At 64.3% G+C, this 23,796-nt stretch carries 25 protein-coding genes; 8 read left to right on the top strand and 17 right to left on the bottom strand.

Going from position 1 to position 23,796, the window contains the following annotated elements; genetic code table 11:
* Positions 1–62: 62 nt before the first annotated feature.
* Both L1080_RS20570 and L1080_RS20565 read left to right on the top strand, forming a co-directional pair.
* On the top strand, positions 63–668 hold the full coding sequence (locus L1080_RS20570; protein ID WP_159919397.1) for a TetR/AcrR family transcriptional regulator: 606 nt from the start codon (positions 63–65) through the stop codon (positions 666–668).
* Complete coding sequence (locus L1080_RS20565) at positions 665–1,165, top strand: hypothetical protein (RefSeq protein WP_159926897.1); 501 nt, start codon at positions 665–667, stop codon at positions 1,163–1,165. Before L1080_RS20570 ends, L1080_RS20565 begins: the two co-directional genes overlap by 4 nt.
* Before the next feature lie 61 nt (positions 1,166–1,226).
* On the opposite strand, the gene L1080_RS20560 is transcribed toward L1080_RS20565, so the two are convergent.
* From L1080_RS20560 to L1080_RS20545, 4 genes are read right to left on the bottom strand one after another with little or no spacing between them, the layout of a single operon-like run.
* Positions 1,227–2,201: an NADPH:quinone oxidoreductase family protein gene (locus L1080_RS20560; protein ID WP_250770964.1), complete on the bottom strand. Its 975-nt coding sequence runs from the start codon at positions 2,199–2,201 to the stop codon at positions 1,227–1,229.
* Between the two features lie 7 nt (positions 2,202–2,208).
* Positions 2,209–2,976 (bottom strand): enoyl-CoA hydratase-related protein, encoded by a 768-nt coding sequence (locus tag L1080_RS20555; RefSeq protein ID WP_109327009.1) that lies wholly within the window; start codon positions 2,974–2,976, stop codon positions 2,209–2,211.
* Positions 2,973–3,989: a phosphotransferase family protein gene (locus L1080_RS20550; RefSeq protein ID WP_250770961.1), complete on the bottom strand. Its 1,017-nt coding sequence runs from the start codon at positions 3,987–3,989 to the stop codon at positions 2,973–2,975. Before L1080_RS20550 ends, L1080_RS20555 begins: the two co-directional genes overlap by 4 nt.
* Positions 3,986–5,287, bottom strand: a complete 1,302-nt coding sequence (locus tag L1080_RS20545; protein WP_159919403.1) for an acyl-CoA dehydrogenase family protein — start codon at positions 5,285–5,287, stop codon at positions 3,986–3,988. The genes L1080_RS20550 and L1080_RS20545 overlap by 4 nt, the downstream gene beginning before the upstream one ends.
* Positions 5,288–5,396: 109 nt before the next feature.
* On the opposite strand from L1080_RS20545, the gene L1080_RS20540 reads away from it, so the two are divergent.
* Both L1080_RS20540 and L1080_RS20535 read left to right on the top strand, forming a co-directional pair.
* A complete protein-coding gene (locus L1080_RS20540) occupies positions 5,397–5,873 on the top strand; it encodes a VOC family protein (RefSeq protein WP_159919405.1) in 477 nt (158 codons plus the stop codon).
* Positions 5,797–6,495: a TetR/AcrR family transcriptional regulator gene (locus L1080_RS20535; protein WP_250770958.1), complete on the top strand. Its 699-nt coding sequence runs from the start codon at positions 5,797–5,799 to the stop codon at positions 6,493–6,495. Before L1080_RS20540 ends, L1080_RS20535 begins: the two co-directional genes overlap by 77 nt.
* 27 nt (positions 6,496–6,522) lie before the next feature.
* Here L1080_RS20535 and L1080_RS20530 read toward each other — a convergent pair whose 3' ends face one another.
* On the bottom strand, positions 6,523–7,125 hold the full coding sequence (locus L1080_RS20530) for a TetR/AcrR family transcriptional regulator (RefSeq protein ID WP_250770957.1): 603 nt from the start codon (positions 7,123–7,125) through the stop codon (positions 6,523–6,525).
* A 197-nt stretch (positions 7,126–7,322) separates the two neighbouring features.
* Between L1080_RS20530 and L1080_RS20525 the strand changes: the two genes are divergently transcribed.
* The 4 genes from L1080_RS20525 to L1080_RS20510 are packed head-to-tail and all read left to right on the top strand — an operon-like array spanning position 7,323 to position 12,479.
* Positions 7,323–8,621, top strand: a complete 1,299-nt coding sequence (locus tag L1080_RS20525; protein ID WP_250770931.1) for a hypothetical protein — start codon at positions 7,323–7,325, stop codon at positions 8,619–8,621.
* Positions 8,622–8,631: 10 nt separating this feature from the next.
* A complete protein-coding gene (locus tag L1080_RS20520) occupies positions 8,632–10,044 on the top strand; it encodes an acyl-CoA reductase (RefSeq protein WP_250770928.1) in 1,413 nt (470 codons plus the stop codon).
* Positions 10,045–10,063: 19 nt separating this feature from the next.
* Positions 10,064–11,035 (top strand): aldo/keto reductase, encoded by a 972-nt coding sequence (locus L1080_RS20515; RefSeq protein WP_250770925.1) that lies wholly within the window; start codon positions 10,064–10,066, stop codon positions 11,033–11,035.
* A 19-nt stretch (positions 11,036–11,054) separates the two neighbouring features.
* Complete coding sequence (locus L1080_RS20510; protein WP_250770922.1) at positions 11,055–12,479, top strand: aldehyde dehydrogenase family protein; 1,425 nt, start codon at positions 11,055–11,057, stop codon at positions 12,477–12,479.
* Between the two features lie 78 nt (positions 12,480–12,557).
* On the opposite strand, the gene L1080_RS20505 is transcribed toward L1080_RS20510, so the two are convergent.
* The 12 genes from L1080_RS20505 to L1080_RS20450 all read right to left on the bottom strand — a co-directional run bounded on the left by L1080_RS20505 (position 12,558) and on the right by L1080_RS20450 (position 23,775).
* On the bottom strand, positions 12,558–13,823 hold the full coding sequence (locus L1080_RS20505) for an amidohydrolase family protein (RefSeq protein WP_250770919.1): 1,266 nt from the start codon (positions 13,821–13,823) through the stop codon (positions 12,558–12,560).
* A gap of 151 nt (positions 13,824–13,974) precedes the next feature.
* The gene (locus L1080_RS20500; RefSeq protein ID WP_159919421.1) at positions 13,975–14,736 is read right to left on the bottom strand and encodes an SDR family NAD(P)-dependent oxidoreductase; all 762 of its coding nucleotides are present in this window, start codon (positions 14,734–14,736) and stop codon (positions 13,975–13,977) included.
* Between the two features lie 127 nt (positions 14,737–14,863).
* Positions 14,864–15,676 carry an NAD(P)-dependent oxidoreductase gene (locus tag L1080_RS20495; protein ID WP_159919423.1) on the bottom strand — a complete coding sequence of 271 codons (813 nt, stop codon included), beginning with the start codon at positions 15,674–15,676 and terminating at the stop codon, positions 14,864–14,866.
* Positions 15,673–16,491 (bottom strand): NAD(P)-dependent oxidoreductase, encoded by an 819-nt coding sequence (locus L1080_RS20490; protein ID WP_159919425.1) that lies wholly within the window; start codon positions 16,489–16,491, stop codon positions 15,673–15,675. Before L1080_RS20490 ends, L1080_RS20495 begins: the two co-directional genes overlap by 4 nt.
* A 28-nt stretch (positions 16,492–16,519) precedes the next feature.
* Complete coding sequence (locus L1080_RS20485) at positions 16,520–17,029, bottom strand: DoxX family protein (RefSeq protein WP_159919427.1); 510 nt, start codon at positions 17,027–17,029, stop codon at positions 16,520–16,522.
* The gene (locus tag L1080_RS20480) at positions 17,029–17,952 is read right to left on the bottom strand and encodes an alpha/beta hydrolase (protein ID WP_284707915.1); all 924 of its coding nucleotides are present in this window, start codon (positions 17,950–17,952) and stop codon (positions 17,029–17,031) included. The genes L1080_RS20485 and L1080_RS20480 overlap by 1 nt, the downstream gene beginning before the upstream one ends.
* Complete coding sequence (locus L1080_RS20475) at positions 17,949–19,652, bottom strand: thiolase C-terminal domain-containing protein (protein ID WP_250770916.1); 1,704 nt, start codon at positions 19,650–19,652, stop codon at positions 17,949–17,951. The genes L1080_RS20480 and L1080_RS20475 overlap by 4 nt, the downstream gene beginning before the upstream one ends.
* Positions 19,645–21,012 carry a cytochrome P450 gene (locus L1080_RS20470; RefSeq protein ID WP_159919433.1) on the bottom strand — a complete coding sequence of 456 codons (1,368 nt, stop codon included), beginning with the start codon at positions 21,010–21,012 and terminating at the stop codon, positions 19,645–19,647. The genes L1080_RS20475 and L1080_RS20470 overlap by 8 nt, the downstream gene beginning before the upstream one ends.
* Before the next feature lie 57 nt (positions 21,013–21,069).
* Complete coding sequence (locus tag L1080_RS20465; protein WP_159919435.1) at positions 21,070–21,261, bottom strand: ferredoxin; 192 nt, start codon at positions 21,259–21,261, stop codon at positions 21,070–21,072.
* 80 nt (positions 21,262–21,341) lie between these two features.
* On the bottom strand, positions 21,342–22,202 hold the full coding sequence (locus L1080_RS20460; RefSeq protein ID WP_159919437.1) for a mycofactocin-coupled SDR family oxidoreductase: 861 nt from the start codon (positions 22,200–22,202) through the stop codon (positions 21,342–21,344).
* Between the two features lie 62 nt (positions 22,203–22,264).
* Positions 22,265–22,969, bottom strand: coding sequence for an SDR family NAD(P)-dependent oxidoreductase (locus tag L1080_RS20455; RefSeq protein ID WP_159919439.1), 705 nt, complete (start codon positions 22,967–22,969; stop codon positions 22,265–22,267).
* Complete coding sequence (locus L1080_RS20450) at positions 22,966–23,775, bottom strand: TauD/TfdA dioxygenase family protein (RefSeq protein WP_250770913.1); 810 nt, start codon at positions 23,773–23,775, stop codon at positions 22,966–22,968. The genes L1080_RS20455 and L1080_RS20450 overlap by 4 nt, the downstream gene beginning before the upstream one ends.
* Between the last annotated feature and the right edge of the window lie 21 nt (positions 23,776–23,796).

The following is a 23,796-nucleotide window of genomic DNA, read 5'->3' as shown; positions in this document are numbered from 1 at the left end:
TTGTCACACCGGACGAACTGACCTACTGTGTGTTCAGTAGGTTGGTCCAACGAAGGAGTCCGGTGTCGGAACCACGGCCGTATGACACGCTTCTGGCGAAGGGTGAGGATCGACGGCAATTGATCGTCACGGCCGCTCAGCGGCTGTTGGCGCGAAACGGCTGGCGCAACACGACGTTGGCTCAGATCGCGAAGGAGGTCGGGGTCAGCCCTGCTGGACTGCTGCATCACTTCGAGTCGAAGGAGCAGCTGTTGCACGCGGTGCTCGACGCCCGCGATGCCGACGACGACGCTCACGCAGACCGCTCGGGTGATCTCATCGAGCAGATCGAGCGGGTCGCTGAGCGATTCCAGCGCTCACCCGAGCTGCTCGGCATGTTCGCCGCCCTCCAGATCGAAAACCTCGATTCCAACGCGCCGCTGCACGACCGCCTCCTCGGCAGAGCCAGGGCCTCTGTCGAGGCCGTGGCAGAAGGCATCCGGCGTGGTCAACGCGCCGGCCGATACCGAACCGACGTAGACCCGGCACTCAAGGCCGTAGAGATTATGGCGTTTCTCAGAGGAATGGAGACCTCATGGCTACTCGACCCTTCGATCCCCGTGACCGACGTATTCAGGGAGTATGCACGATCGCTGACTCGACAGCTCGCGCCCGACAGCGAAGCCTGAGGTACCGGGTTGCCGTTGTCGCACCGAACGTGGTCGACGTAGTGCGACTCGCTGGAGGGTGGCTGTTCGACCAGACGATGGCAGGGTGGGACGTCTCGGTCATCGTCGCAGACCACTCGGACGCGCGGCCACTCCAGATTCTCGGAGCGATCACACTCGACCTGGAATCGGCGCTCGCGGGTCCTCACGGTCCCTGCCCACAGGTGATCGCAGTGTCGGCAGATCTGTACCAAACCGACTCCCGCGTGCGGCGGGGTGTGCTCGACAACTTGGACAAGGGCGAAACCGAGGTGATGCTGCTCGGCGATACGTTCCCAGACGATCTCGATGGGAGATTCGGCTCCGGCAGCCACCGGCTGAGTATGGCTGCCAGAGCTTTCAAGGCCCATGCCCTCGCGGCGGCTGCCGTTTCGGTCGATTCGATCGGTGCCACGGAGACCTTCCGCCACAACGAGCTACTCAACTGGCCGTCGTGGTCGATATCCGACATAGCTTGACCGTCGGGGTTCGTGGTCATAAGTGTTACTCCTCCGGCTGCGTCGGAGGAGTAACACCGCACTACGATTCGCAGTCGATGAGTACCTTACCGATGGCGTTGCCGTCGGCGACGAGCCGGAGAGCGTCGGCCGTGTCCTCGAGCGGATACGACGCGCCGATGTGGGGGACTGCACGATTCTCGAGTAGCAGGTCGGTCAGTTCCTGTTCGTTACGATGAAATTCGTCGGCTGGGATGTCCTTGAACTGGAATCCGGAAATGTGAATGCCTTTGACCAGCACCAGATTGAGCGGAATGGACGGGATGACGCCGGAGGCGTAGCCGACCGTAACGAAGCGGCCGCCCGGGCGTAGCGCGCGGAGTGCAGGCTCGGAGAGGTCGCCTCCCACCGGGTCCACCACGACGTCTGCGCCCTGGGGAAGTGCCTCCTTCAGCCGGGTGCGCAGATCCCCGGATCGGTGATCGATGAGGTGGCCGGCTCCATATGAAGCGGCGACGACGAGCTTGTCGGTGCTCGACGCGACCGCGGTGACGGACGCACCGAGTGCGATACCGAGTTGAACAGCGGCGATGCCGACTCCGCCGCCCGCTCCGAGAACGATCAGCTCGTCCCCGGGCCGCACGCGGGCCACCGAGCGAAGTGTGTGATAGGCCGTGCGGTGTGCGACGCCGAAGGCAGCGGCGACGCGTGCATCGATGCCGTCCGGGATCCGCTTGAGGGTGAGTTTGTCGGAGGCCACGACGATCTCCTCGGCGAAGGCACCGACAAACCCGGTTCCGGTGACCCGGTCGCCCACTGAGACTGCGCTGACTCCTTCGGCCACTTCCTCGACGACGCCTGCGAACTCACTCCCGGGTGTGAACGGTGGTGGGACACTGACTTGGTACTTGCCGGCAATCAGTAGCACATCTGAGAAGTTGACGGCTGCGGCTCCGATCTTGATCCGCACCTGACCCGGTTCCAAGAGAGGTGAGGGAAGCGTTTCAACTGTGACAGCCTCGGGGGGCCCGTACGAGGAACAGACTGCGGCACGCACTGTCAGATCACCGTCCCTGCCAGATCGGTGCGCGCTTCTCGATGAACGCCGCGGCGCCCTCTTTGGCGTCTGCGCTGGTGAATACGATGGACTGCCAGTCGGTGAGTCGTTCCGCGGCCCTGTCCGCATCGGAGACCGAGAGGCGGACGAGTTCCTTGCAGGCAGCGAGTCCGAGGGGTGCATTAGCGGCGATTCGCTCGGCGAATCCCAGGGCGGTGTCCAACACAGCATCAGCTTCGACCACGGCATTGATCAAACCGAGCTGGTAGCCACGGTCTGCGGTGATGAAGTCGCCCGTGAGCGTCATCTCCAGCGCGGCGTGCAACGGGAGTCTCGTCCCGATGGTCGTTCCGCCGCCACCGGGGAACAAACCCCGTTTGACCTCCGGGAAGCCAAATTTAGCGGTCGACGAAGCGACGATGACATCGGCCCCGAGCAGCAGCTCGAGTCCGCCGCCGATGGCGGTGCCGTTTGCCGCACCGATAACCGGGAGGGTCAGTTGCCCCGAAGCCAATCGTGCGTAGCCCTCGGAGCTGAAGCCGCCCTCGCCTTCTTCCGCGAAGGATCGCAGATCCATCCCTGAACAGAATGCGCGGTCGCCCGCACCGGTGAGGACGATGGCGCGAATGTCCGGATCCGCTTCGGCCTCCACGACGATGGTGCCGAGGTCACGCATCAGCGTGCCGGTGAGTGCGTTCCGTGCCTCCGGCCGGTTGAGGCGAAGTACCAAAATGGCGCCGTGGCGTTCCTGTACGAGTTCTGCGATGTCGGTCATAACTTGTACTCCGTCGTTTCGGCGAGCTCGGCGGCCGCAATCATGGACTGGACGACGATAGGCCCGAAGGCGAGGAGCTTCTCGTTGTCGCCCGCACGCTGGTATCCCTGTTCGAGGATGATCGCCAACTTCCATTTGGCAAGGATCCGGTAATAGTCGAGATCGTCGACCTGGCGTCCCGAGACGTCGGAATAGTGTCCTGCCAGCTGATCCATTGACGGCATCCCCTGCAGGTTGACGTAGCTGCAGGTGGCAGCTTCCGGGGTGCTGGTGTCCGCGGGCCAGCCCTCGAGCATCCAAGCCAGGTCGAGCTTGGGGTCTCCGACCGTGCCCATTTCCCAGTCGACGATCGCGGCCAGTTTCGCCGGTGCACCGTGATGGAACATGACGTTCGCGAACTGATAGTCGCCGTGCATGATGCCGGGGATGAAATCGAGCGGCTTGTGGTTGCGCAGCCAGTCAGTGGCCACTTCGAAACCGTCGAGCTCGCGCGCCTTGATCTTCGCGAAGAGGCCGGTCCAGCGGTCGACCTGACGTTCGTGGAAGCCTTCGGGCCTGCCCAGGTCTTGGAGACCCCTGGACTTCCAATCGACCGCCGACAGGAGGGCGATGCCTTCGGCCAATTGGTAGCCGAGTCCGGCGCGGGCCACGAGGTCGGTGTCGAAGGGGGTGGTCCAGTTCCTGTTCTCCATCGGTGACCAACCGTCGACGAATCCCATCAGGTAGAACGGCCGGCCGAGGACCGATGCGTCTTCGCATACCGCGATGGCCTCGGTGTGTGGCACGTCGGTGCCCTCGAGTGCCTGGATGATCTGCCACTCCCGCAAGATCCCCTTGTCGCGGTTCGCCGGCGCCTCGGGCGGTGGTATCCGGATCACGCAGCGGAGGTCTTCGCGGGTCAGTTCGTAGATGTCGTTCTGTGTTCCGCCGGAAAGGTATCGGTGTTCGAGCGGGGCCCCCTTGCCGAGTCCCTGACCGTCCATCCAGTCCGACAGGCGTTGAAAGTCGATCACAGATTCCCTACTTCCAGTTCGAGGTAGTCGGCGAACTTCGCCTTGGCGGCTTCTTGCTTCTTCGGGATCCATTCCGTGGGCCAGAGGTCGTCGTTGGGCTTATAATCGCGAAGTACCTGTTTGGCCACTGTGGTCTTGTGCACCTCGGTGGGGCCGTCCGCGAGGCCCATGACAGCGGCGCCGTGAATCATCTGGAACAGCGGCAGCTCGTTGGTCACGCCCAGCGCACCGTGTACTTGCATTGCGCGCCAGGCAATGTCGTGCAGAACAGTCGGCATGATGACCTTGGCGGTGGCGATGTCTTTTCGAACCTTTTTGTAGTCGTTGTACTTGTCGATTTTCCAGGCCGTATGCAACACGAAGAGCCGGAACTGGGCCAGCTGGGCGTAGGAGTCGGCGATATAGCCCTGGACGAATTGCTTCTCGGCGAGGCGGCTACCTGAGGTCTCGCGGCTGAGGGCGCGCTCGCACATCATGTCGAGCGCCTTCTGTGCCAGACCGATCGTCCGCATGGCGTGGTGGATCCTGCCGCCACCGAGGCGGGCCTGAGCGACGGCGAAAGCCTGACCTTCTCCACCGAGCATTGCCTCTTCGGGAACGCGGACACCGTCGTAGTGAATGAGGGCGTGGGTACCGTCGTTCATGGCCTCCCCATACAGGCCGACGTTGCGGACGATGTCGATTCCGGGCGTATCCGCCGGGACCAGAAACATCGACATGCCCTTGTAGACGCTGACGTCGGGGTTCGTGACGGCCATGACGATCAGGAAGGATGCGGTTCTGGCGTTGGACGAAAAATACTTCCAGCCGTCGATGACCCAATGGTCACCATCCTTGACCGCTCGCGTGGTGAACTGGGCTGGGTCGGCGCCCGCCTGGGGCTCGGTCATCGAATACGTGGAGAACAACTCGCCGTTGAGTAGCGGCTGCAGGTAGCGCTCTTTCTGTGCTTCGGTGCCGTAATGGGCGATGATCTCGGCGTTGCCAGTGTCCGGCGCTTGGCACCCGAACACGATCGGTGCCCACGAAGATCGGCCGAGGATTTCGTTCAAGAGCGCCAACCGCAGCGCTCCGTATCCCTGGCCGCCGAGTTCGGGTCCGAGGTGGGTGGCCCAAAGGCCTTGTTTCCGAACCTGGTCTTTCAGCGGGTCGATCGCCTTGCGTCGGGCCCCGTCGAGGGGAACGAACTGTTGGTGTTCCCAGATGTGATCGAGTGGCTCGACCTCCTCGCGTACAAACGTATCCGCCCAGTCCAGTTTCGCTTGGTACTCAGCGTCCGTCTCGAAATCCCATGCCATTGCGCCTCCTTCGTCAGCATGAGAATATCGTTCTCGTGAACATAAATGCAATTCTTATTTTGCAGAGTTCTCTTCTTGAAGCCGTGCGGAGTTGGGCGAGGCGGGGCCGATGAAGGCTGAGGACCTCTTTCATCTCGGCATCGTCACCGACGACCCGGAAGCGACCCGGATGGAGCTCGGCGCCCTGTTCGGGTACGAGTGGGGCGACGAAGTAGGTGGTCCGATCGCGGTGACTGTGCCGGACGGTGACACCGTCGTCGATCTCAGCTGCGCATACTCCGTCACCACACCTCGCATCGAAGTGGTGCGAAGCGTCCCCGGAACTCTGTGGGAACAAGCGCCGGGCATTCACCACGCCGGCTACTGGTCCGACGACGTCGCGGCGGACGCTGGAAAACTTGTACGCTGCGGTTTCGTGACCGAGGCGACCCGGGTGGGTTCCGACGGGCAGCCGTTCTTCACTTTCCATCGCAGCGCGACGACGGGCCTTCGGATCGAATTGGTGAGTCGTGTGGCGCAGCCAGGGCTTCAGCGGTGCTGGGCCCGCCCCGAGCGGCTTTCGCGCGGCCCAGCCGAAGCGCACTGACGCGATGGAGGATCTTGCGAACCGTATTGCTCAGCGCGCGTTGGCCAAACGCGGCGCGATCTATGCCATGGAAATCCGTGGGTTGCTCGACGCCGCGCTCGAGGTGATGCGGGCGTGCGGAACGACCTCCCGCCCGCGGGTCGCGGACATTGTCGCTGCGGCCGGCCTGTCGAACGAGGCGTTCTATCGTCATTTTCGGTCGAAGGATGCGCTGGTGGCTGCGCTGTTCGAGGACGGAACGGAGCGGTTGCGGAATTACGTTGCGCACCAGATGGGCAAGGAGTCCACGCCTGAGGTAAAGGTTCGCCGCTGGGTCGAGGGTGTGATCTCCCAGGCCGCCGGTGAGGTCGCGGAAACCACGCGCGCCGTCCTGTGGAACGCCGGCAGTCTCGGCGAGGACGCGGCGTCGGGCCTGCGGTCGGCCAGTGATCCGCTGGCCGGTTTGCTGCACGAACCGTTCAAGCAGTTGGGAAGCGAGGCGCCCGAATTCGATGCCTCCCTTGCAGCGCACGCGATGATCGGCACGTTGTCGGACTACCTCTGGCGGCGGGTTCAGCCGACCGCGACCGACATCGATCGCATCACCGTGTTCTGCCTGAGAGCCGGAGCAGCCGGGCGGTAATGCGCCGACCGGCCGTTGCTTTCCGGGTCACGTCCGTTCGTCGTCGACGCGCCGCAGGCTGCGAAGAAAGAGCTGCACCGCCGAACGGGTGTGGCGTGCCCGCTCCTCAGGGTCGTGCACGATGCCGAAGGACGCGAGGCGCGCCGGCGCGACCGAGGCCATCCCGAGGAAGTGTTCCGCGAGCAGGTCGGGGTCTTCGGCCACGATCGAGCCGTCTGCCGCGTGCCGGTTGAGTAGGTCGACCACGAGCTGCTTGCGCGGCCAGAATCCGGTCCCGAAAGTCCGGCGGGCGAGCTCCGGGTAGTGCGAAGCATGGGCAACAGCGATCTGTTCGAGCCTGATCATCGAGGGTTCGAGCGCCCGACTCAGCGCGGCGGACGCGATCGCGGTCAAGGCCTCCTCCAAGTCGTCGAGGCTCGGCGCGGGTGGTTCGGGAACCGGCCAGTCGGTGCGTTGTATCGCCCATTCGAGTACCGAGCGGAAGACTGCCTCCTTGGTGGGGAAGCGGGCGTACAGGGACGGTTTGGTGGTGCCGGCCGCCTCGGCGATCGCATTCATCGACGTGCCCTCGTAGCCGTACTGGAGGAAGAGCTCGAGCGCGCTTTCGCGGACGCTTCGATCGATCCGCATGGCTTGCTCCCGGGTGGGACGGCCGCCGCGGTGAGGCGTGGAGTCGTCTGTACGAGAGCGGGACTTCGGCGACGTCATGCCGGTAAGTCTGCCAGCCGAGTCCGGGACTGCTGTGGACAAAATAACTATACCGTGGGTAAAGTTAGCGAAACTTGACCGTGGGTAAAGTTATTTGCGCATACGAGGCCGGAGGCACAATGTCAGGAACGACGAAACAGCGGAATGTCATCGAGACACTGGATGCGCTTTTTCAGGAGCGGCGCCGGCAGGTGCCCTTTCTCGCGCAGCGGGCCGATGCGGAGGGAATCGAGAGAATCGCGTCCCGTGAGGACATGATTCCCCTGCTCTTCCCGCATACCGCCTACAAGAGCTACCCCGAATCGTTGATCGCGAAGGGCAAGTGGAGGCAGCTCACTCGCTGGCTCGATTCTCTCTCGACCCACCGGGTCACCGACGTCGACCTGTCCGGCGTCGCGGACGTCGACGGCCTGATCGACAGGTTGGAAGCTGCCGGACATCTGGTGTCGAGTTCGAGCGGCACCAGCGGGAAGAGTTCCTTCCTGAACAAGTCTCCGCGTGACCGGGAAGTGTCGCTGCAGAACATGCTCGACGGCCTGACCGATCTCGGTCTACCGCCGGAACGCACGTGGCATTTCATTCCTGTCGGTCCGGAGACCGGGCTCAGCGGACACAAAGCGATACGTGACCTGCTCGTCGGCTCCTACGGCCGGCCGGACGGCATCCCGCCCTTTCCGGCAGCGCCCCCCGCTGCCGGGCACCACGCCTACATGGCGCGCCTGTCCGCGGTGCGCAAGGCGATGGCCGACGGGACCGCCACACCGGACGAGCTCGCGGCGCACGAGGCAGAGGCCGCGAAGCGGCAGGCGGAGAACGAGCGGCGCCTGCACTACTGGGCAGAGCAGATACTCGAACATCGTTCGGAGCGAATCTTCTTCAGCTCCCAGTTCGCAAGCCTGTTTCGGCTCACGGAGATACTGCGCGAACTCGGAGCGAAAGACGGAGACATCACCGGCGAGAATGCGCTGACGGTGGGCGGCGGATTGAAGGGCCACTCCTTGCCCGCCGACTATCAAGCGCAGATCTACCGGATGCTGAATATCGCACCGAGCAGGTTTTTCCACTACTACTCCATGCAGGAGCTGAATCTCCGTCTTCCCCGCTGTTCCGCCGAGCGCTACCACGTGCCCTCCGGGCTCGTACTCTTCGTACTCGACAAGAACGGCGAGGCGCCGGCACCGGAATCGGACGGACAGGTCGAGGGTCGTGCCGCATTCTTCGACACGACCGTCGACGGGCGCTGGGGCGGGACGATCACCGGCGACAAGATCAGCGTCGACCTCGGCGCGTGCGCCTGCGGCCGATCGGGGCCCTCGATCGCCCCCGACATCACTCGGTACACGGATCTCGTCGACGACGACAAGATCACCTGTGCCGGCACCACGGATGCTTACGTCCGTGGATTCATCGAGGACTGAGGACGAAACCATGACGACGACAACCACTCTCACCCCGAGTACGTCCAAGATCCGTGTACCCCACTTCGTGCGCGGCAAGCTGATCTGGGGTGACGACACCGAATATCTCTCCCGCGACTTCGGCGTGCCCTTTGCCACGCCGCGCCTGAAGCTCGACGAACTGTTCGTTCCGCGCACCCAGCAGGGCCCGGCATTCGACGTTCCAGTCTCGGAGATCATCGATTTTCTCGTCGAGACCGCGAAACATCTCACGCTCGAAACGAACGAATATCTGCAGGAGTCGCTCGAGATGACCCTGCAGGTCAGCGCGCTGCCGCGGCGAATCATCGAGAATACGTTCGCCAGGCCCGGGCAGTTCCTGACGAGGGAGGCGCTCGAGTACCGGCTCGACCGCACGTTCGGTGACCGGAATCTACTCGACGGATGGGTCGAGCGCACCGATCCGAACGGAAGGGTGAGCCGAATTCGCGCCTTCCCACCCCGGCTCGTCCACATGCTCGCAGGAAACTCGCCGAGCGCAGCCATGACCTCCATCGCTGACGCAGCACTTGTCAAGGCGGTGAACGTCTTCAAGATGCCCTCTGCTGATCCCTTCACCACGGTTGCCGTACTTCGAACCATGTCGGACATCGAGCACGATCACCCGATACTCCGGTCGATGTCGGCCGTCTACTGGCGCGGCGGCGACGCGCAGGTCGAGAACGTCCTGTACCGATCCCAGTACTTCGACAAGCTGGTGGCCTGGGGTGGCGGCTCTGCGATCGAGAACGCCGCGAAGTACGCAGGGCCGGGATTCCAGTTGATCTCGTTCGACCCCAAGGTGTCGATGTCCATCGTCGGCAGGGAGGCGTTCGCATCGGAGGACACCCTGCAGCAGGTGGCCGAACTCGCCGCAGCCGACGCCACGATCTTCAACCAGGACGCGTGCGTCGCCGCTCGGCACATCGCGGTCGAGGGTGACATCGGGCAGGTCGACCGGTTCTGTGCCGCGCTCACCGCACGACTCGGTGTCAACCGGGACTTCGCGGAGGCAACCGGGCCGAAGACTCCCAGCGACATTCGTGAGGAGGTGGAGGGAATGCGCTTCCTCGAACCCGACTATCGGGTCTGGGGAGGTTACGACGGTAGCGGCCTGGTTGTGCGCTCGCCCGAGCCGGTCGACTTCCACCCGACGAACAAGACGGTCAACGTCGTGCCGGTCGCGTCGATAGGCGACGCCGCCGCCTTCGCGACGGTGGCGACGCAGACGGTCGGCATCTACCCGACACACCGGAAGGCCGAGGTGCGCGATCATCTCGCCACGGCGGGCGTGCAGCGTGTCGTGAAACTGGGCAGCGCACTCACCGGCAGCATGGGCAGCCCTCACGACGGTATGTATCCCCTCCATCGATTTGTGAACTGGGTGGTGGACGACGATGCCTGACTCGGATCACAGGAGGGGAATGGGGATGCGTGTGCTGGGCTCGTCCGGCCTCCGCGTCAGCGAGCTCTGCCTGGGTGCAATGACATTCGGGACGGAGTGGGGGTTCGGTGCGGATGAGAAGACGTCGCGGCAAATCTACAGTGCCTTCCGCGACGCGGGCGGCAACGTGGTCGACACGGCCAACAACTACACCGAAGGCGCGAGCGAGTCGATTGTCGGGCGACTGGTAGCGGGCGAGCGCGATTCTGTCGTCCTGAGTACCAAATTCACGCTGCCGACCCACAAGGACGATCCGAACTCGGGCGGCAGCCACCGCAAGAGCCTGCGTCGCAGCGTCGAGACGAGCCTGCGACGGCTGGACACCGACTATGTGGACTTGTTGTGGGTACATGCGTGGGACCAGTGCACTCCCGTCGAAGAGACATTGCGTGCACTCGACGACCTGGTGCGATCCGGCAAGGTCCTCGCGATCGGCGTGAGCAACACGCCCGCCTGGGTCGTCTCCCGATCGGCCGCCATTGCCGAGTTGAGGGGCTGGTCCGCGTTTTGCGGCATGCAGGTCGAATACTCGCTCGCCGCAAGGACTCCGGACCGAGAGCTCCTGCCCATGGCAAGGGCACACGGCCTGGCTGTCTACGCGTGGAGTCCGCTCGCACGCGGGATACTGGCCGGGAAGCTTCCCGGTGGTATGGAACGGCTGTCTCCGTCTCACCAACGGGGTGTGAACGCTGCCGTCGAAATCGCCGAAGAACTCGGAACCACCTCCGCGCGCGTAGCGCTGGCCTGGGTGCTGCGCCAGGGGCTGATGCCGTCGATCGGCGCACGTACCGTGACCCAGATCCACGACAATCTCGGCGCACTGAGTGTCCATCTGGACGACTCACATATGGAGCGGCTCGACGCGGCCACACGTGTGCGGCTCGGCTATCCGCACGACTTCCTGCACGAGCGTCGGGCGATGTTCTCGTCGGATGCCGACGCCGCAACCTGATTGGGAAGGAACCACGATCATGGCGATCACACGGTCGTTCATCAATGGAGAATCTGTCGATTCCCCCGAGTGGTACGAGAACATCGACCCGTCCACGGGCCGTTCCCTGGGCACCGTCGCACGTGCCACGGCGCAGCAGGTCGATTCCGCGGTGTCCGCGGCCCGCGCGGCGAACAGGTCGTGGCGGCGCACCAAGCCCGAGGATCGTGCAAACATCCTCACCCGTATCGCACACCTGATCCTGCGCGACAAGGAACACCTTGCACGGATGGAGAGCGAGGATTCGGGCAAACCTCTCAGCCAGGCGCGCAACGACGTCGACGTGTCGGCACGCTACTTCAGCTTCTACGGGCACGCGATCGACACCTACTACGGTCAGTCGATTCCGCTCTCGGCCGACCTGCATGTGTACACCCGGCGTGAGCCGTTCGGGGTCACCGCCCACATCGTGGCCTGGAACTACCCGATGCAGCTCCTCGCGCGCGCGGTGGCACCCGCCATTGCGACCGGCAACTGCTCGGTGGCCAAACCTGCGGACGAAACACCCCGCACCGCGGTGGCGTTCGCGCAGCTGGCTATCGAGGCGGGCTTACCGCCCGGTGTGTTCAACGTCGTCACCGGGATCGGCGCCGAAACCGGTGCGGCACTGTCCACGCATACCGGTGTAGACCACATCGGGTTCGTCGGGTCGACCCGGATCGGCGCGGTGATCGCGCGTGCGGCCGCCGACCGTGTCGTTCCCGTGGTACTCGAGCTCGGGGGTAAGTCCGCGCAGATCGTCTTCCCGGACGCCGACCTGGACGCAGCGTCCACGGCAGTGGCGAAGGCAATCCTGCAGAACGCCGGGCAAACCTGCTCCGCAGGTTCGCGTCTGCTCGTTCACGAGTCCGTCCATGCCGAAATGGTCGATCGGGTCGCCGAACACTTCTCCCACGTGACCATCGGAGCCGGTGTCGACGACAAAGAACTCGGTCCGCTGGTGTCGGCCAAGCAGCAGGGCCGGGTCAAATCCATGGTCGACGATCTCACCAAGGGTGAAATCGTGTGCGGGGGCATCGTCCCTGAGGACGAATCGCTCGCCGGCGGCGCCTACTTCGCGCCGACCCTCATCGACAACGTGGATCCGGGCTCACCGATCGCACAGGAGGAAATCTTCGGGCCCGTTCTCGTGGTCAACTCCTTCGCCGCAGAAGAGGAGGCGGTCGCACTGGCGAACGGCACCGAGTATGCGCTGCTCGGCTCGGTGTGGACCGCCGACCTTTCTCGGGCGCACCGGATGGCCGCGGACATCGAGGCAGGTCAGGTGTACATCAACACCTACGGCGCAGGTGGTGGTGTCGAACTTCCCTTCGGCGGCTTCAAGAAGTCCGGATACGGGCGTGAGAAAGGGTACGAGGCCCTCGACGCCTTCACCGCCACCAAGACGGTTGTCGTCAAACTCTGACGTGAAGCGGATCGACCCTCTACGCATGATGCCCGCCGACTCCGGTCGGCGGGCATCATGTGTGTAAAATGCTCCTGTCTACGAGTTCGCGAGTTCGTAGCGTCGGCGGTACTCCTCCTTGGACGTCTCACTCACGTCGACGTCCGTGGCGCGGGCACGCAGGGCTCCCACGGTGGCCTGCTCGCGAGGAGTGTGCTCGAACGGATCCCAATCGAAGAACCTGGCAACATTCTTCCAGGTGATTTTATCGATCTCCTCGTCGGTGCAGCGGGAGGCGGCGAGCTCCTCCATCAGCATCTCCGGCGAATTCGGCCAGGTGGAATCGGAGTGCGGGAAGTCGCACTCCCACGCGATGGTATCGATGCCCAGCCGCTCACGGTTGTTCAGACCGCTCGGCTCGGTGATGTAGCACGCCAGGAAGTTCTTTCGCCACACGTCCGTAGGGCCCATTCCCTTGGGGAGGAAGCTCATGCCCGTCCACGACTGGTTCTCGATATGCCGCTCCAGCCGGTCGAGCCACGGCGCCACCCAGCCCACACCGCCCTCGCTCATGGCGACCTTGAGGTCGGGGAACTTCTGGAAAGCGCCGCTGAGCATCATGTCGTTGGCGGCGATCGTCGAGATGAGCGGCGTCAAGACCATCATGTCGTCGATGTTGAAACCCTCGGGCCGCTTGACGAGGCTGAAGCCGCCGCCGATGTGCAGGCTGAGGACAATGTTGTGCTCCACGCACGCTTTGAAAACGGGGTCCCAGTGACCTGATTTGAAGTCGGGAAACCCGACACCGTAGGGGGTTTCGGGAATGCTGATGGATCGGCAGCCCATCGCCGCGAGCCGGTGGATCTCCTTGACCGACGCGTCCATGTCGAAGAACGGGATGATGCCGAGCGGGATGAAGCGGCCCGGGTAGGTGCTGGGGACCTCGCCGACGACCCAGTCGTTGAACGCCTGGCAGGCAGCGAGAGACAGCTTCTTGTCCGGCAGGCTGGCCAGATGGGTGCCGGCGAATCCCGGGAAGGTCGCGAAAAGCGTTGCGGCCAGGGTGCCGTTGGCATCCATGTCCCGCACCCGCATGCTCATGTCGTAAACACCGGGGCGCATCTCGGCGTAGCCCGTCGGATCCAATCCCCACTCGCTCTTGGGCCAGGAGACCACGGCGTTCAGTCCCGAGCTGCCGACCACGACGTCCTGGAACATCCAGGCCTGCACGTTGGGGTTGCGGGGGTGGGCTGTCAGCTTGGGAGCCTGGTCCATGAGACTCTTCGGGAAGTGCTTTTCGAAGATGTCGGCTGGTTCGACCACGTGGTCGTCGATGCTGACCATCACCATGTCGTCAATGTTCATTGGAAGTCCTCTCCTGCACTGCGCAGAAATATCCGGCAGTGGCGCCAGTCACTAATGAGAATAGTACTTTCATTTGTGAGAATCTAGATCCCGTGTTCGAATCGGCCGTTTTGCGGTGGGCCGGTTCTGGGCGGGAACCGAGCGACACCGTTCAGCGCAGGACAGTGCCGCCATCGACGTTGACGACCTGGCCGTTGATCCACGACCCGTCGTCGGACATCAGGTAGGCGACCATTCCCGAGATGTCGCTCGGGCGGCCTGCCCGAGGGCTGCGGGATCGGCCGATCAAAGATTGCAGCAACTCCGGAGAGGCACCCTGCTCGATCTCAGGAGTGAGGATCAATCCGGGAGTAATGGCGTTGGCGCGGATGCCCTCCCGGCCCCAGCGAGAGGCGACGTGCCGCGCCATGGCATTGATACCCGCCTTGGTCGCGGAGTAGGCCGGGCGTTCGGGATCACCCGTGAAGGACGCAATGGACGAGGTGTACACGATTGTCCCACCGCCTCGGGCGAGAAGCTCCGGAATGCTGTGGCGGGTGACGAGCATGTGGCCGCGGAGATTGACGGCGATGGTGCGGTCCCATATCTCGAGGTCGATATCGACGATATTCGTGTCCTTGGACACCGCCGCCATGTCCCCGGCATTGATGTGGACTGCGTCCAGGTGTCCGTAGGTCCGGACGGAGAACGCGACCAGTTCCTTGACGGACTCGTCGTCGGAGATGTCGAACTGTGCGGCGACCGCCTGTCCGCCGGCCTCGCTGATGGCTGCAGCGGTCTTCTCGGCACCGGGAAAGTTCAGGTCGCCGACCACGACCCGTGCTCCGTACTGTGCCAACCGGTGCGCAGAGGCGGCGCCCAGGCCGGTGGCCGCACCGGCGACGAGAATTACCTTGTCAGTCAGACCCTCCATGAGGACCTCCTTGGTGACGTCGTTCCGTGGACCTCAGGGGAAATCCGCGGCGATGGGGGATGTGAGTTCGAGGCCTCGGCGTCGTTCATCGACAACGCCGCCTGCCCCGGCGACAGCACGGAAGTGCTCATCGGGGGTACCGCACCGGATGCCCAGCGCTGATGACTTTTTCGAGGATGCCCAGGTCACCGCCGAGTTCGGCGACGGTCGTCCGGGCTACGGCCACATCCTTGTCGAGGAACTCACCGACCGCGCTTCGGAAGGACCCCACCGAGCCTCTCGCCGCGACACTGCCCATGACCCGACTGGCGGAGCTTCCGTGGGGAAGGGCCTCGAGCAGCACGGACTCGTCTATTCCGAGCTGCCTGCCGAGGTCGGCGGCTTCGGCGAGGAGTCCGATCTGTGCCGCGAACAGTGCATTGTTCACCAGCTTCACGCGTTGACCGTTGCCGCTGGGGCCGACGTGGAGAATGGGATCGCCGTAGCTTTGCAGTATCGGGCGAGTGCGTGCCACAGCGCCCTCGGGTCCGCCGAGGAAAAGGGTCAAGCACCCGGCTGCGATGTCGGGTGGCCCGCCGCTGACCGCGGCGTCGATCACGTCGATGCCATGTGCCGCTGCACGTTCCGCGACGGTCTCGACCGTGCGGGGACTCACCGTGGTGTGGACCGCCAGGACGGCGCCGCTCGGCATGGCCGCCAGCAACGGGCTGTCGAGGCACACGTGCCGAACCTGGTCGTCGCTGAATACGCATACCGTCACGAGATCGGCTCCCTGGCCGATCTCGGAAAGATCGGAGAATGCCTCCGCCCCCGACGCGTAGATAGCGGCCCGGCTTTCGGACGAGCGGCCCAGCGCGCGCACTTCGTGACCGGCTTCGGCGAGCTTGCGCACCATGGGGAGTCCCATACGCCCGGCGCCGATGAATCCGACGCGACTCATCGCGGGTGGTCCATCAGGGTGAGCGTGGTGTCTGCGGCGGCCATCGCGATGCCCGTCGGGACCTCCGCCGCAGCCGCGAGTCCGGCCACCAGCCCGACATCCTTCTGGAGCAGCTCGCCGGCGTGCGCCGCGATGCGATCGAGAGTGCCGCCGGCAGAGACGATTCGGCTGAGTGCAAAGCTGTCGGCTGTCCCGTGTGTGATGACTTCACCGAGTCTGGCGGGATCGACACCCAGTGACTGCCCGAGGCTCAGGGTGCTGGCCGCCGTGGCGAGGTTGGCGGTGAAGAGTAGATTGTTGAGCAGTTTCGTGACCTGTCCGGCGCCCAGCGGACCTAGGTGGACGACGGGGTTCGCATACATCGAGAACACCGGCCGGCAGCGGTCGTAGTCGTCGACTGCTCCTCCCACCATCACCAGCAGACGCCCTTCGGTGGCCGCCGATCCGCCACCGCTCACCGGAGCGTCGACGACGGAGACCCCGCGCTCCCGCGCCTTGGCAGCCAGGTCGTGACATGTGTCCGGGTGCACCGTGCTGTGGATGGCGATCACGCCGCCGTCCTTCATCCCCTCGAGCACACCGTCCTCACCGGCGACCACTTCTTGGACGTCGTCGTCGTTGACCACGCAGATGCATACGAGATCGCTTGCTGCCCCGAGGTCGGCAGGGGAGTCGGCGAACGTCGCGGCGGTGTCGGCGAAGGGCACGAAAGCATCGGGACGGCGCGCCCATAGGGTGACGTCGTAGCCCGCGTGAATGATCCGGCGCGCCATGGGCGCGCCCTGGCTACCGAGTCCGATGAATCCGACGCGCATCAGTACTCCTCCGATTGGAGATTGGGCATCATGCGGCCACGACCTCTCGCGGTTGCGGTCGCCAGAACAGTGCGAGCAGTCCCGCCGTTGCTGCGACGCCCAGACCCAGTGCGGTGCCCCCACCGGCCCAGCCGGCGATGTCGATGCCTGCGACGGCGTCGATCGAGAACTCTCCCGGGCCGAGCATTGCCAACGCCAGAGCGGTCACCGACAGCACCAGGACGTACTCATAGCCTTCCTTGAAGACGAAGAACCCGTTGGGCCGGTGGGCGAGGATTCCCGCCACGAGCATCACCGAGATGACCGCCGCGCAGGCGAGCGGTGTAAGTAGGCCTATGACGAGAAGTACGCCCGCACCGATTTCGGTGACAACACTCAGCCACGCCTGCAGCTTGCCCTGCCGCAGACCCAGTCCGCTGAACCAGCGGGCAGTCCCTTCGATACGGCCACCGCCGCGCCAATGGTTCAGCCCGTGCGCGATCATGGTCACTCCGACAACCAGTCTGACAAGTAGCAGTGCAACATCGACGGCGTGCATCAGTCGTCCTTTCCCGTTGTGCTGTGTGTGCAGTCCTCGACGAAGGACAACACCTTCGCGTAGTAGTCCGGGGCTCCATGGCCGAGGCTGAGGTTGTGCCCGCTGCCGGCCTGTTCGTTGACAGTGACGCTGGGCGCAGCAGTGAACATGGCCGCGATGTCGTGCAGCGCGGCGGAGTCGATTCGCCACACCTTCTCGAACTCGGCGGCGGTGAAGTGGACGGGAACTCGTATCCGCGCCGCGAGCGCCGGAAAGTCGATTCGCGCCCAGGTCGCCAGAACACCTGACTCGTAACGGGGAGTCGATGAGGCGATAGGTGCGCCCCCGATCAGTTCGGTGGGGTACAGGTGGCTCGGTTGCCACAGCAACTCGCGCACTGCCTCCGGTGGTGCCGGCTGGTGAGGCGTGCCCAGGATTTCGGCCGCCACGGGCTGGTGTTCGCGACCGGTGCCGGCAAGCTCGATACCCAGTAAGTCGGTGCCTCGATCGTCGGCGGCCATGCGGACTGCGAGCTCCGAACCGGCCGAATGCGCCCACACGAAGACGCCGGCGCCGCGCGGGCGCGACCCGAGGTGGTGGTCGATGGCCGCATAGGTGAGGTCGACGCGTCGTTGGTGGGGGGCGATCTCGACCGCGAACGGTGCAGAAGTGCCATAGCCCGGCCGATCGAGCGCGAGCACGGTGTACCCGAGCGCAGACGCGAACCGCAACAATGACAGTTCAGGATGGCCCGGGCAGTCGTAGTAGGCCGAGTTCGTTGCTCCGCCGTGCAGCGCGACGATCACTGCGCGCGGATTCGGGGCCTCGGACAACAACGCCGACATCGGGATTCCGTCGATGTCGGCCACGCGCGCGCACGGCATCGTGGTTTCAGGGCCGTCGAAGTCGGCGGGTAGCGACAGATCGGGATCTGTGGTGGTCATGCATCCGTCCTGAGGAGCAGGGCGCCGCCGGGGGAGAGGCCTCCGGTGGCGGTGACGGCGACGCGGGCGCCGGGAACCTGGCGTGCCCCGGCATCGCCGCGCAATTGGGTGACGGCTTCGTGGATCAGTCCCATGCCATGGGTACGGCCGTGTGAGAGCTGACCGCCGTGCGTGTTGAGGGGGAGCACGCCGTCCCGGGCAATGTTTTTGCCGCCGTCGAGGAAATCTTTCGCTTCACCGATGCCGCAGAAGCCCAGGGCTTCTATCCAGGACAGGCAGTTGAACGTGAACCCGTCGTAGAGCTCCGCCACGTCGACATCACTGGGGTTCATCGAAGTCCGCGACCACAGGTGGGCGGCGGGTCCGAGAACCTGAGGTTCGTGCGTCAGCGTGCTCTGATCCCATTCGATCCGCTCGACGATCTGGGTGCCGACGGCCTCGACGAGCACGGGCGGTTTCGCGAGATCGTGGGCGGCGTCCACCGCCGAGACGATGACGGCAACCGAGCCGTCGCAGGGAACGTCGCAGTCGTAGAGACCGAACGGTGTGGTGATCGTTCGGGCAGACAGGTAATCGTCCATCGTCATCGGATCGCGGTACACAGCAGTGGGGTTGAGCGCGGCGTTGGCCCGCTGGTTCAGTGCGATCCATCCGAGTGTTTCCCGGGTGGTTCCATATCGGTGGAAGTGCCGCTGTGCGTTCTGGGCCAGCGTATGTGCTGCCGAGGTGGCCCCGAACGGTACCATCCAACTGGGAGTGCGGCCGGTGGCCGGTGGGGGGATCTCGCCGCGACGCATCTGCTCGCTGTAGGTCGCTTCCCAGAGGGTCCGGTAACACAGCACATGACGTGCCAGGCCGCTAGCGACCGCGAGCATCGCGGCGATCACGGATCCGCCGGGACCGAAGGTTTCGATGCCCCCGTTGTGCCATGTCGGCCGGAGTCCGAGGGCTGCCTCGACTCCGGTCACACCGCCTTCGCCGAAACCGCCGACCTGGCCGGCGCCGGGATAGCTTGCGAGGCCGTCGATATCGTCCATCGTGAGGCCGGCATCGGCCACCGCACGCTCGCAGGCCTGCAGTGTCAGCGCCATCGGCGACACCATCAGCCGTCGACCGATTTCCGACATCCCGATGCCGGTCAGCGCCACCTTGTCCTCGAACTTTTCGCGCGTCACCATGGGGCGCACGGACTTCCTGATCTGGCTCGGATCCACTTCGTCCGTAGGCAGGGGAAGAGGCGCAGGCTGTTCGGCCGCAGGCCGGAACAGCGGGAGCCACACATCGCCGTCCTGCGTGAAGACGACCTCCATCCGCATACCGAGTTCGAGCTGTGCGGGGTCACATTCGACCACGTTGGTCGTCAAGCGAACCCGCTGATCCTCGTCGATCGCGACCTGGGCCACCACGTAGGGCGCCGGCAACCCCGGCAGGCTGAAGCGGTGGTTGACCGTGAATCCGATGAGAGTCGCGGAACCGGACACCATCCGGACACCCAACTGATGGCTGTGGCAGTACCGGCAAATCGGTTGTGGCGGGTGGATGAGAGCCGAGCACGACTCACACTCCTGCAGCCGCAGGCGGCCATCCGCGCCGGACGTCCAGAAGAAACGGTTCTGCGGGGTGATCTGGGGGAGGGGACGGCCGGACTCTTCGGCCGTCTTCCCCCCTACCACCGAATCGACTACCGTGGAATCAGCCACGTGCTTGCGCATCCTTACCTCGTGCCGTGATCGGTTCGGCGAGTCCCTGCTCGTCGCAGATCAGTTGGAGCTTGTCGAGCGTGTCATCCAGGCCGGCGCCCAAGCGGGGGCCGGGAGTGAATGTCGCCGGAAGATGACGCATGCCCTGAATGACACCGATGGAGTCGTAGTGCACGGTGCCTTCCGGGTCACAGCGGTAGTCGGGCATCCGGTCGAGCACGGCGACGAGCATCCGCTTGAACACGGTTCGGGCGACGTTGGATCCGATGCAACGGTGAATTCCCAGACCGAAACTGAAGTGGCGGTTTCCCTTGCGCTCGAGATCGATCTGGTTCGGCTCCGGAAACAGCGACGAGTCGCGGTTGGCCATCGCCCAGGACAGCCAGAGGCGGTCGCCCTCCTTCAACTGGATTCCGTCGTACTCGCAGTCGGCGGAGATCGTGCGCCCGTCACCCGGTGCAGGGGCGAAGTAGCGCAGGAATTCCTCGGTCGCGGAGTTCAGCAGGGTGTCGCGTTCGCGGCTGAGCGTGTCGCGCTCCTCGGGGTGCTGAGACAACCACTCGAGCGAGTGCGCCGTGAGTGCCGTCGTCGTGTCGAACCCGCCGCCGATGAGGAGACTGAGAATGCCGAGCAGTTCCATATCGTCCGGTGTCTCGCCGTCGACTGTGGCGCGTGCGAGCGCGTCCACCAGTCCTGGACGGGGATTCTCACGGATCTCCACGAGATTGGTGAGGAGGTCCAATCCCATGGCGCGGTGCAGTTCCCCGATTCGCGGGATGTCGGGGGAGTCCGGTGGTGTGTAGACCGCGGCGTGGACCGGCTCGTTGTAGATCGTCCATTTCTTGATGGGAATTCCGAGCATCGCCAGTGTGAGGACGGCGGGGACGATGTTCGCGAGCTCGTCGACGAAGTCGATTCTGCCCGTTTCGATCTTCTCGTCGATGGACGCGCGCACCACCTCATCGATCAACGGGATCCACCTATTGACTGCAGCCGGCGACAGGTACGGGTTGAGAAGGGAACGAAATTGGCGATGCTCGGGCTCGTCCATTTCGAGGATGCCGCCTCGGACGCCGCTCGCACGTTCCATGGTGGGGATCGCTATGCCCTTGTATCCACGCCGGGTGCCTTTCAGGTCGTGATCGTTCGACACGTCGGCGGACCGGGCGAAGGTGAACACCTCGCGGCTGCCCGCGGCGACCCAGTGGCCGCCATGGGTAGCGGACCAGGCCATCGGACACTTCGCGTGCATTTCCTCGGTGATCGGTAGGAAATTGTCACGGTACTCCGGTGCGTGCCGGTCGAAGTGGTAGATGGCCTTCTTCCGACTGTCGTCGTTTACGACGTCATCAACGCTCATCGCGTCGTCCTCTCGTGCGGTTCGAGGTGAATTGGCGAGTTCCGACCGGCAGCCGAGTCAGAAAAGGGAGATAGCCTGCTCTGGACAGGAATGGGCGGCTTCGCGCACCTGCTCTTCGTGCTCGGCGGACACCGATTCGCTGACGGCCGACGCGTGGCCGTCGATATCACTCAGTTCGAATACATCCGGCGCTGCCATCGCGCACAGTGTGTGCCCTTGGCAGCGTTCGGGGTCGACCTTCGCCTTCACGTTGTTCCTCCTGGTCGCAGGTGAATCCATCTCGAAGCGCATACTGTTTCGATCTCGTCGAGCCGTGGTCCGGCCGCAGGTCAGGTGTGGTAGTCGTACCACTTGAGGTAGCCGCCGCCGTCGACACGCATCTGCATGCCGGTGACATATCGGGCCTCGTCGGAGGCGAGGAACAGGACTGTGTTGCTGATGTCCTCGGGCTCGACGTAGGGAATCGGCATGGCCTGTTGAACCCCGAAAGCGGGCTCGGCGTCCGCCCGCGTCGGGTGTTCCAGATCTGGGCGGAACGATCGATACATCGGCTCGCTCTGCAGCATGTCGGTGTTGCAGTTCGTCGGGTGCACGACGTTGGCACGAATGCCGCGCGGAGCGAGATGTGTCGCGAGTTCGTGAATGTACTGGGAGAGTGCACGCTTCGAGAAGACGTAGGCGACTCCGCCGAGGTCCTTGCCGGGAACGTCCACCTTGCTCACGTCCATGAGTGCGGCGGTCGAACCGGTTGCGATGATCGACGCACCATCTCCCAAGTGGGGCAACGCAGCCTGAATGGCATTCATGGTCCCAATGAGGTTGGTGTCGACCACAGCGCACCAGGCATCGATCTGTGGTTCGCCCTTCATGCCCGCGACACCGGCTTGCGCGACCACGATGTCGAGAGAGCCGAGTTCGGCGATGCCACGCTCCACCGCGGCCCTCAACTGGTCGACCTGCCGAACGTCGGCCTGTATAGCGACGATGCGCCGGCCGTGCTTCTCGACCAGGCGGACGGTCTCCTCGAGATCCTCCAGGGTGGCCATCGGATAACCGATCGCCGCGATGTTGCTGCACAGATCGACAGCGATGATGTCGGCTCCCTCTTCGGCCAATCGCACAGCGTGGCTGCGACCCTGGCCTCGTGCCGCTCCGGTGACGAACGCGACCTTGCCTTCAACACGTCCCACTGAGAGTTCCTTTCCTTGATAGGCGGCAGATCGGCTCGCGCCGGAAGGGCAAGCGTCGTGCCTCAGGTGTTACGACCGCCGTTGACGCCGAGAATTTGGCCGGTGATGTATCCGGCTTCCTCGGAGATGAGGAAGGAGCAGGCGGCGGCGATGTCCTCCGGTTGGCCGACACGCCGGACCGGGGTCTTGTCTATGTGCTGGTCGATCGAGCCGCCGAGGAGGCCCTTCTCCTCGGACCGGCGCAGCATGGGTGTGTCGATGAAGCCGGGAGGCACCGCGTTGACAGTGATGCCGCTGGGCCCGTATTCCAGAGCCAGCGATTTGGTGAGTCCGTTGACCGCCGACTTTGCGGATACGTACGCCGACATGAACGGCTGGCCTGAGTGCGCACTGGACGAGGAGATGTTGACGATGCGACCCCAGCCCGCATCGACCATGTCCGGAAGCACCGCCTGGACGCAGTGGAAGACGCCGTTCAGATTGACGTCGATCACTCGCCGCCAGTTGTCGAATGTGATGTTGCCGAACCGCTTGTACAGCTCGAGTCCGGCCCCGTTGACCAGAATTGTGATCGGCCCCAGCTCGTTGCGAATCTCGGTCAGCGCGCCATCGATCTGTGCGCGGTCGGTCACGTCGACCTTGTACTCGAATGTGGAGTCGGTGGGTGCGAGATCGAGTACGGCGACCTGGTAGCCGTCCTTGCGCAGGCGTTCGACGATGGCCCGCCCGATGCCGGAGCTACCTCCGGTGACGACAGCTGTTCTCACGACCAGGCCTCATCGCCCGAGATCGTGGTGCGCCGCATCAGGCGTTCCGACGACGGGTCATACGGTAGTGCCCGGTGCAGCATCCCGGTGTTGTCCCAGATAACCACGTCACCGACCTTCCATTCATGGGTGTAGGAGAAACGTTCCTGCGTGGCCCAGCCCAGTAGTCCGTCCAGCAGTGCCCGGCTTTCCTCCGCCTGCATTCCGACGATGTGGTCGGCCGTGGCACCGATGACGAGTGACTTTCGGCCGTCGCGGCGCGTCCATACGAGCGAAGTCTCGTGTGTGGGAAGTTGTCGCCAGCGCGCCAGCATCTCGTCGGAAGGGTCGGGATTGGCCAGGCGCTGCGCTGCCTCGAAGCTGTGCACCACCCGAAGGCCCTCGTAGCGTTTGCGCTCGTTCTCGGGCAGATTCTCGTAGGCCGCGTAGGTACTGGCGAACTCGGTTCCGCCGCCGACCATGGCGACGTGCCGGGCGGTGAGCATGGTTGCCTTCGCCGGCACATCGCTGGTGGTGTCGTCGATGTGCCAGTAGAAGGTCCCCTTGAGGTACTCGGCGGACCGAGCCTTGGCCGGGTCGAGGGAGACCGTGAAGAGCTCCTCGCCTGGGGCCGCCATGCGCACCGTACCGAGCCTTCGGCTGAACGCCAACTGGGCATCGTCGTCGAGATGCAGGCCGCGAATGAGCAGCACACCCCGCCACTTCAGAGCCTCCAGGCATCGGGCGATAACACCCTCGTCCTCCAGGCTCTCGACGCCGGTGACTTCCACTCCGAGTGACGGACCGATTGCTGTAGTCTGGATCACAAGAATCTCCCTTCCGTTTTT

This window comes from Rhodococcus sp. MSC1_016 (genome assembly GCF_023667485.2).
In the GTDB taxonomy this organism is placed as follows: Bacteria; Actinomycetota; Actinomycetes; order Mycobacteriales; family Mycobacteriaceae; genus Rhodococcus_F; species Rhodococcus_F oxybenzonivorans.
This window is presented reverse-complemented; position numbering and strand designations above follow the sequence as displayed.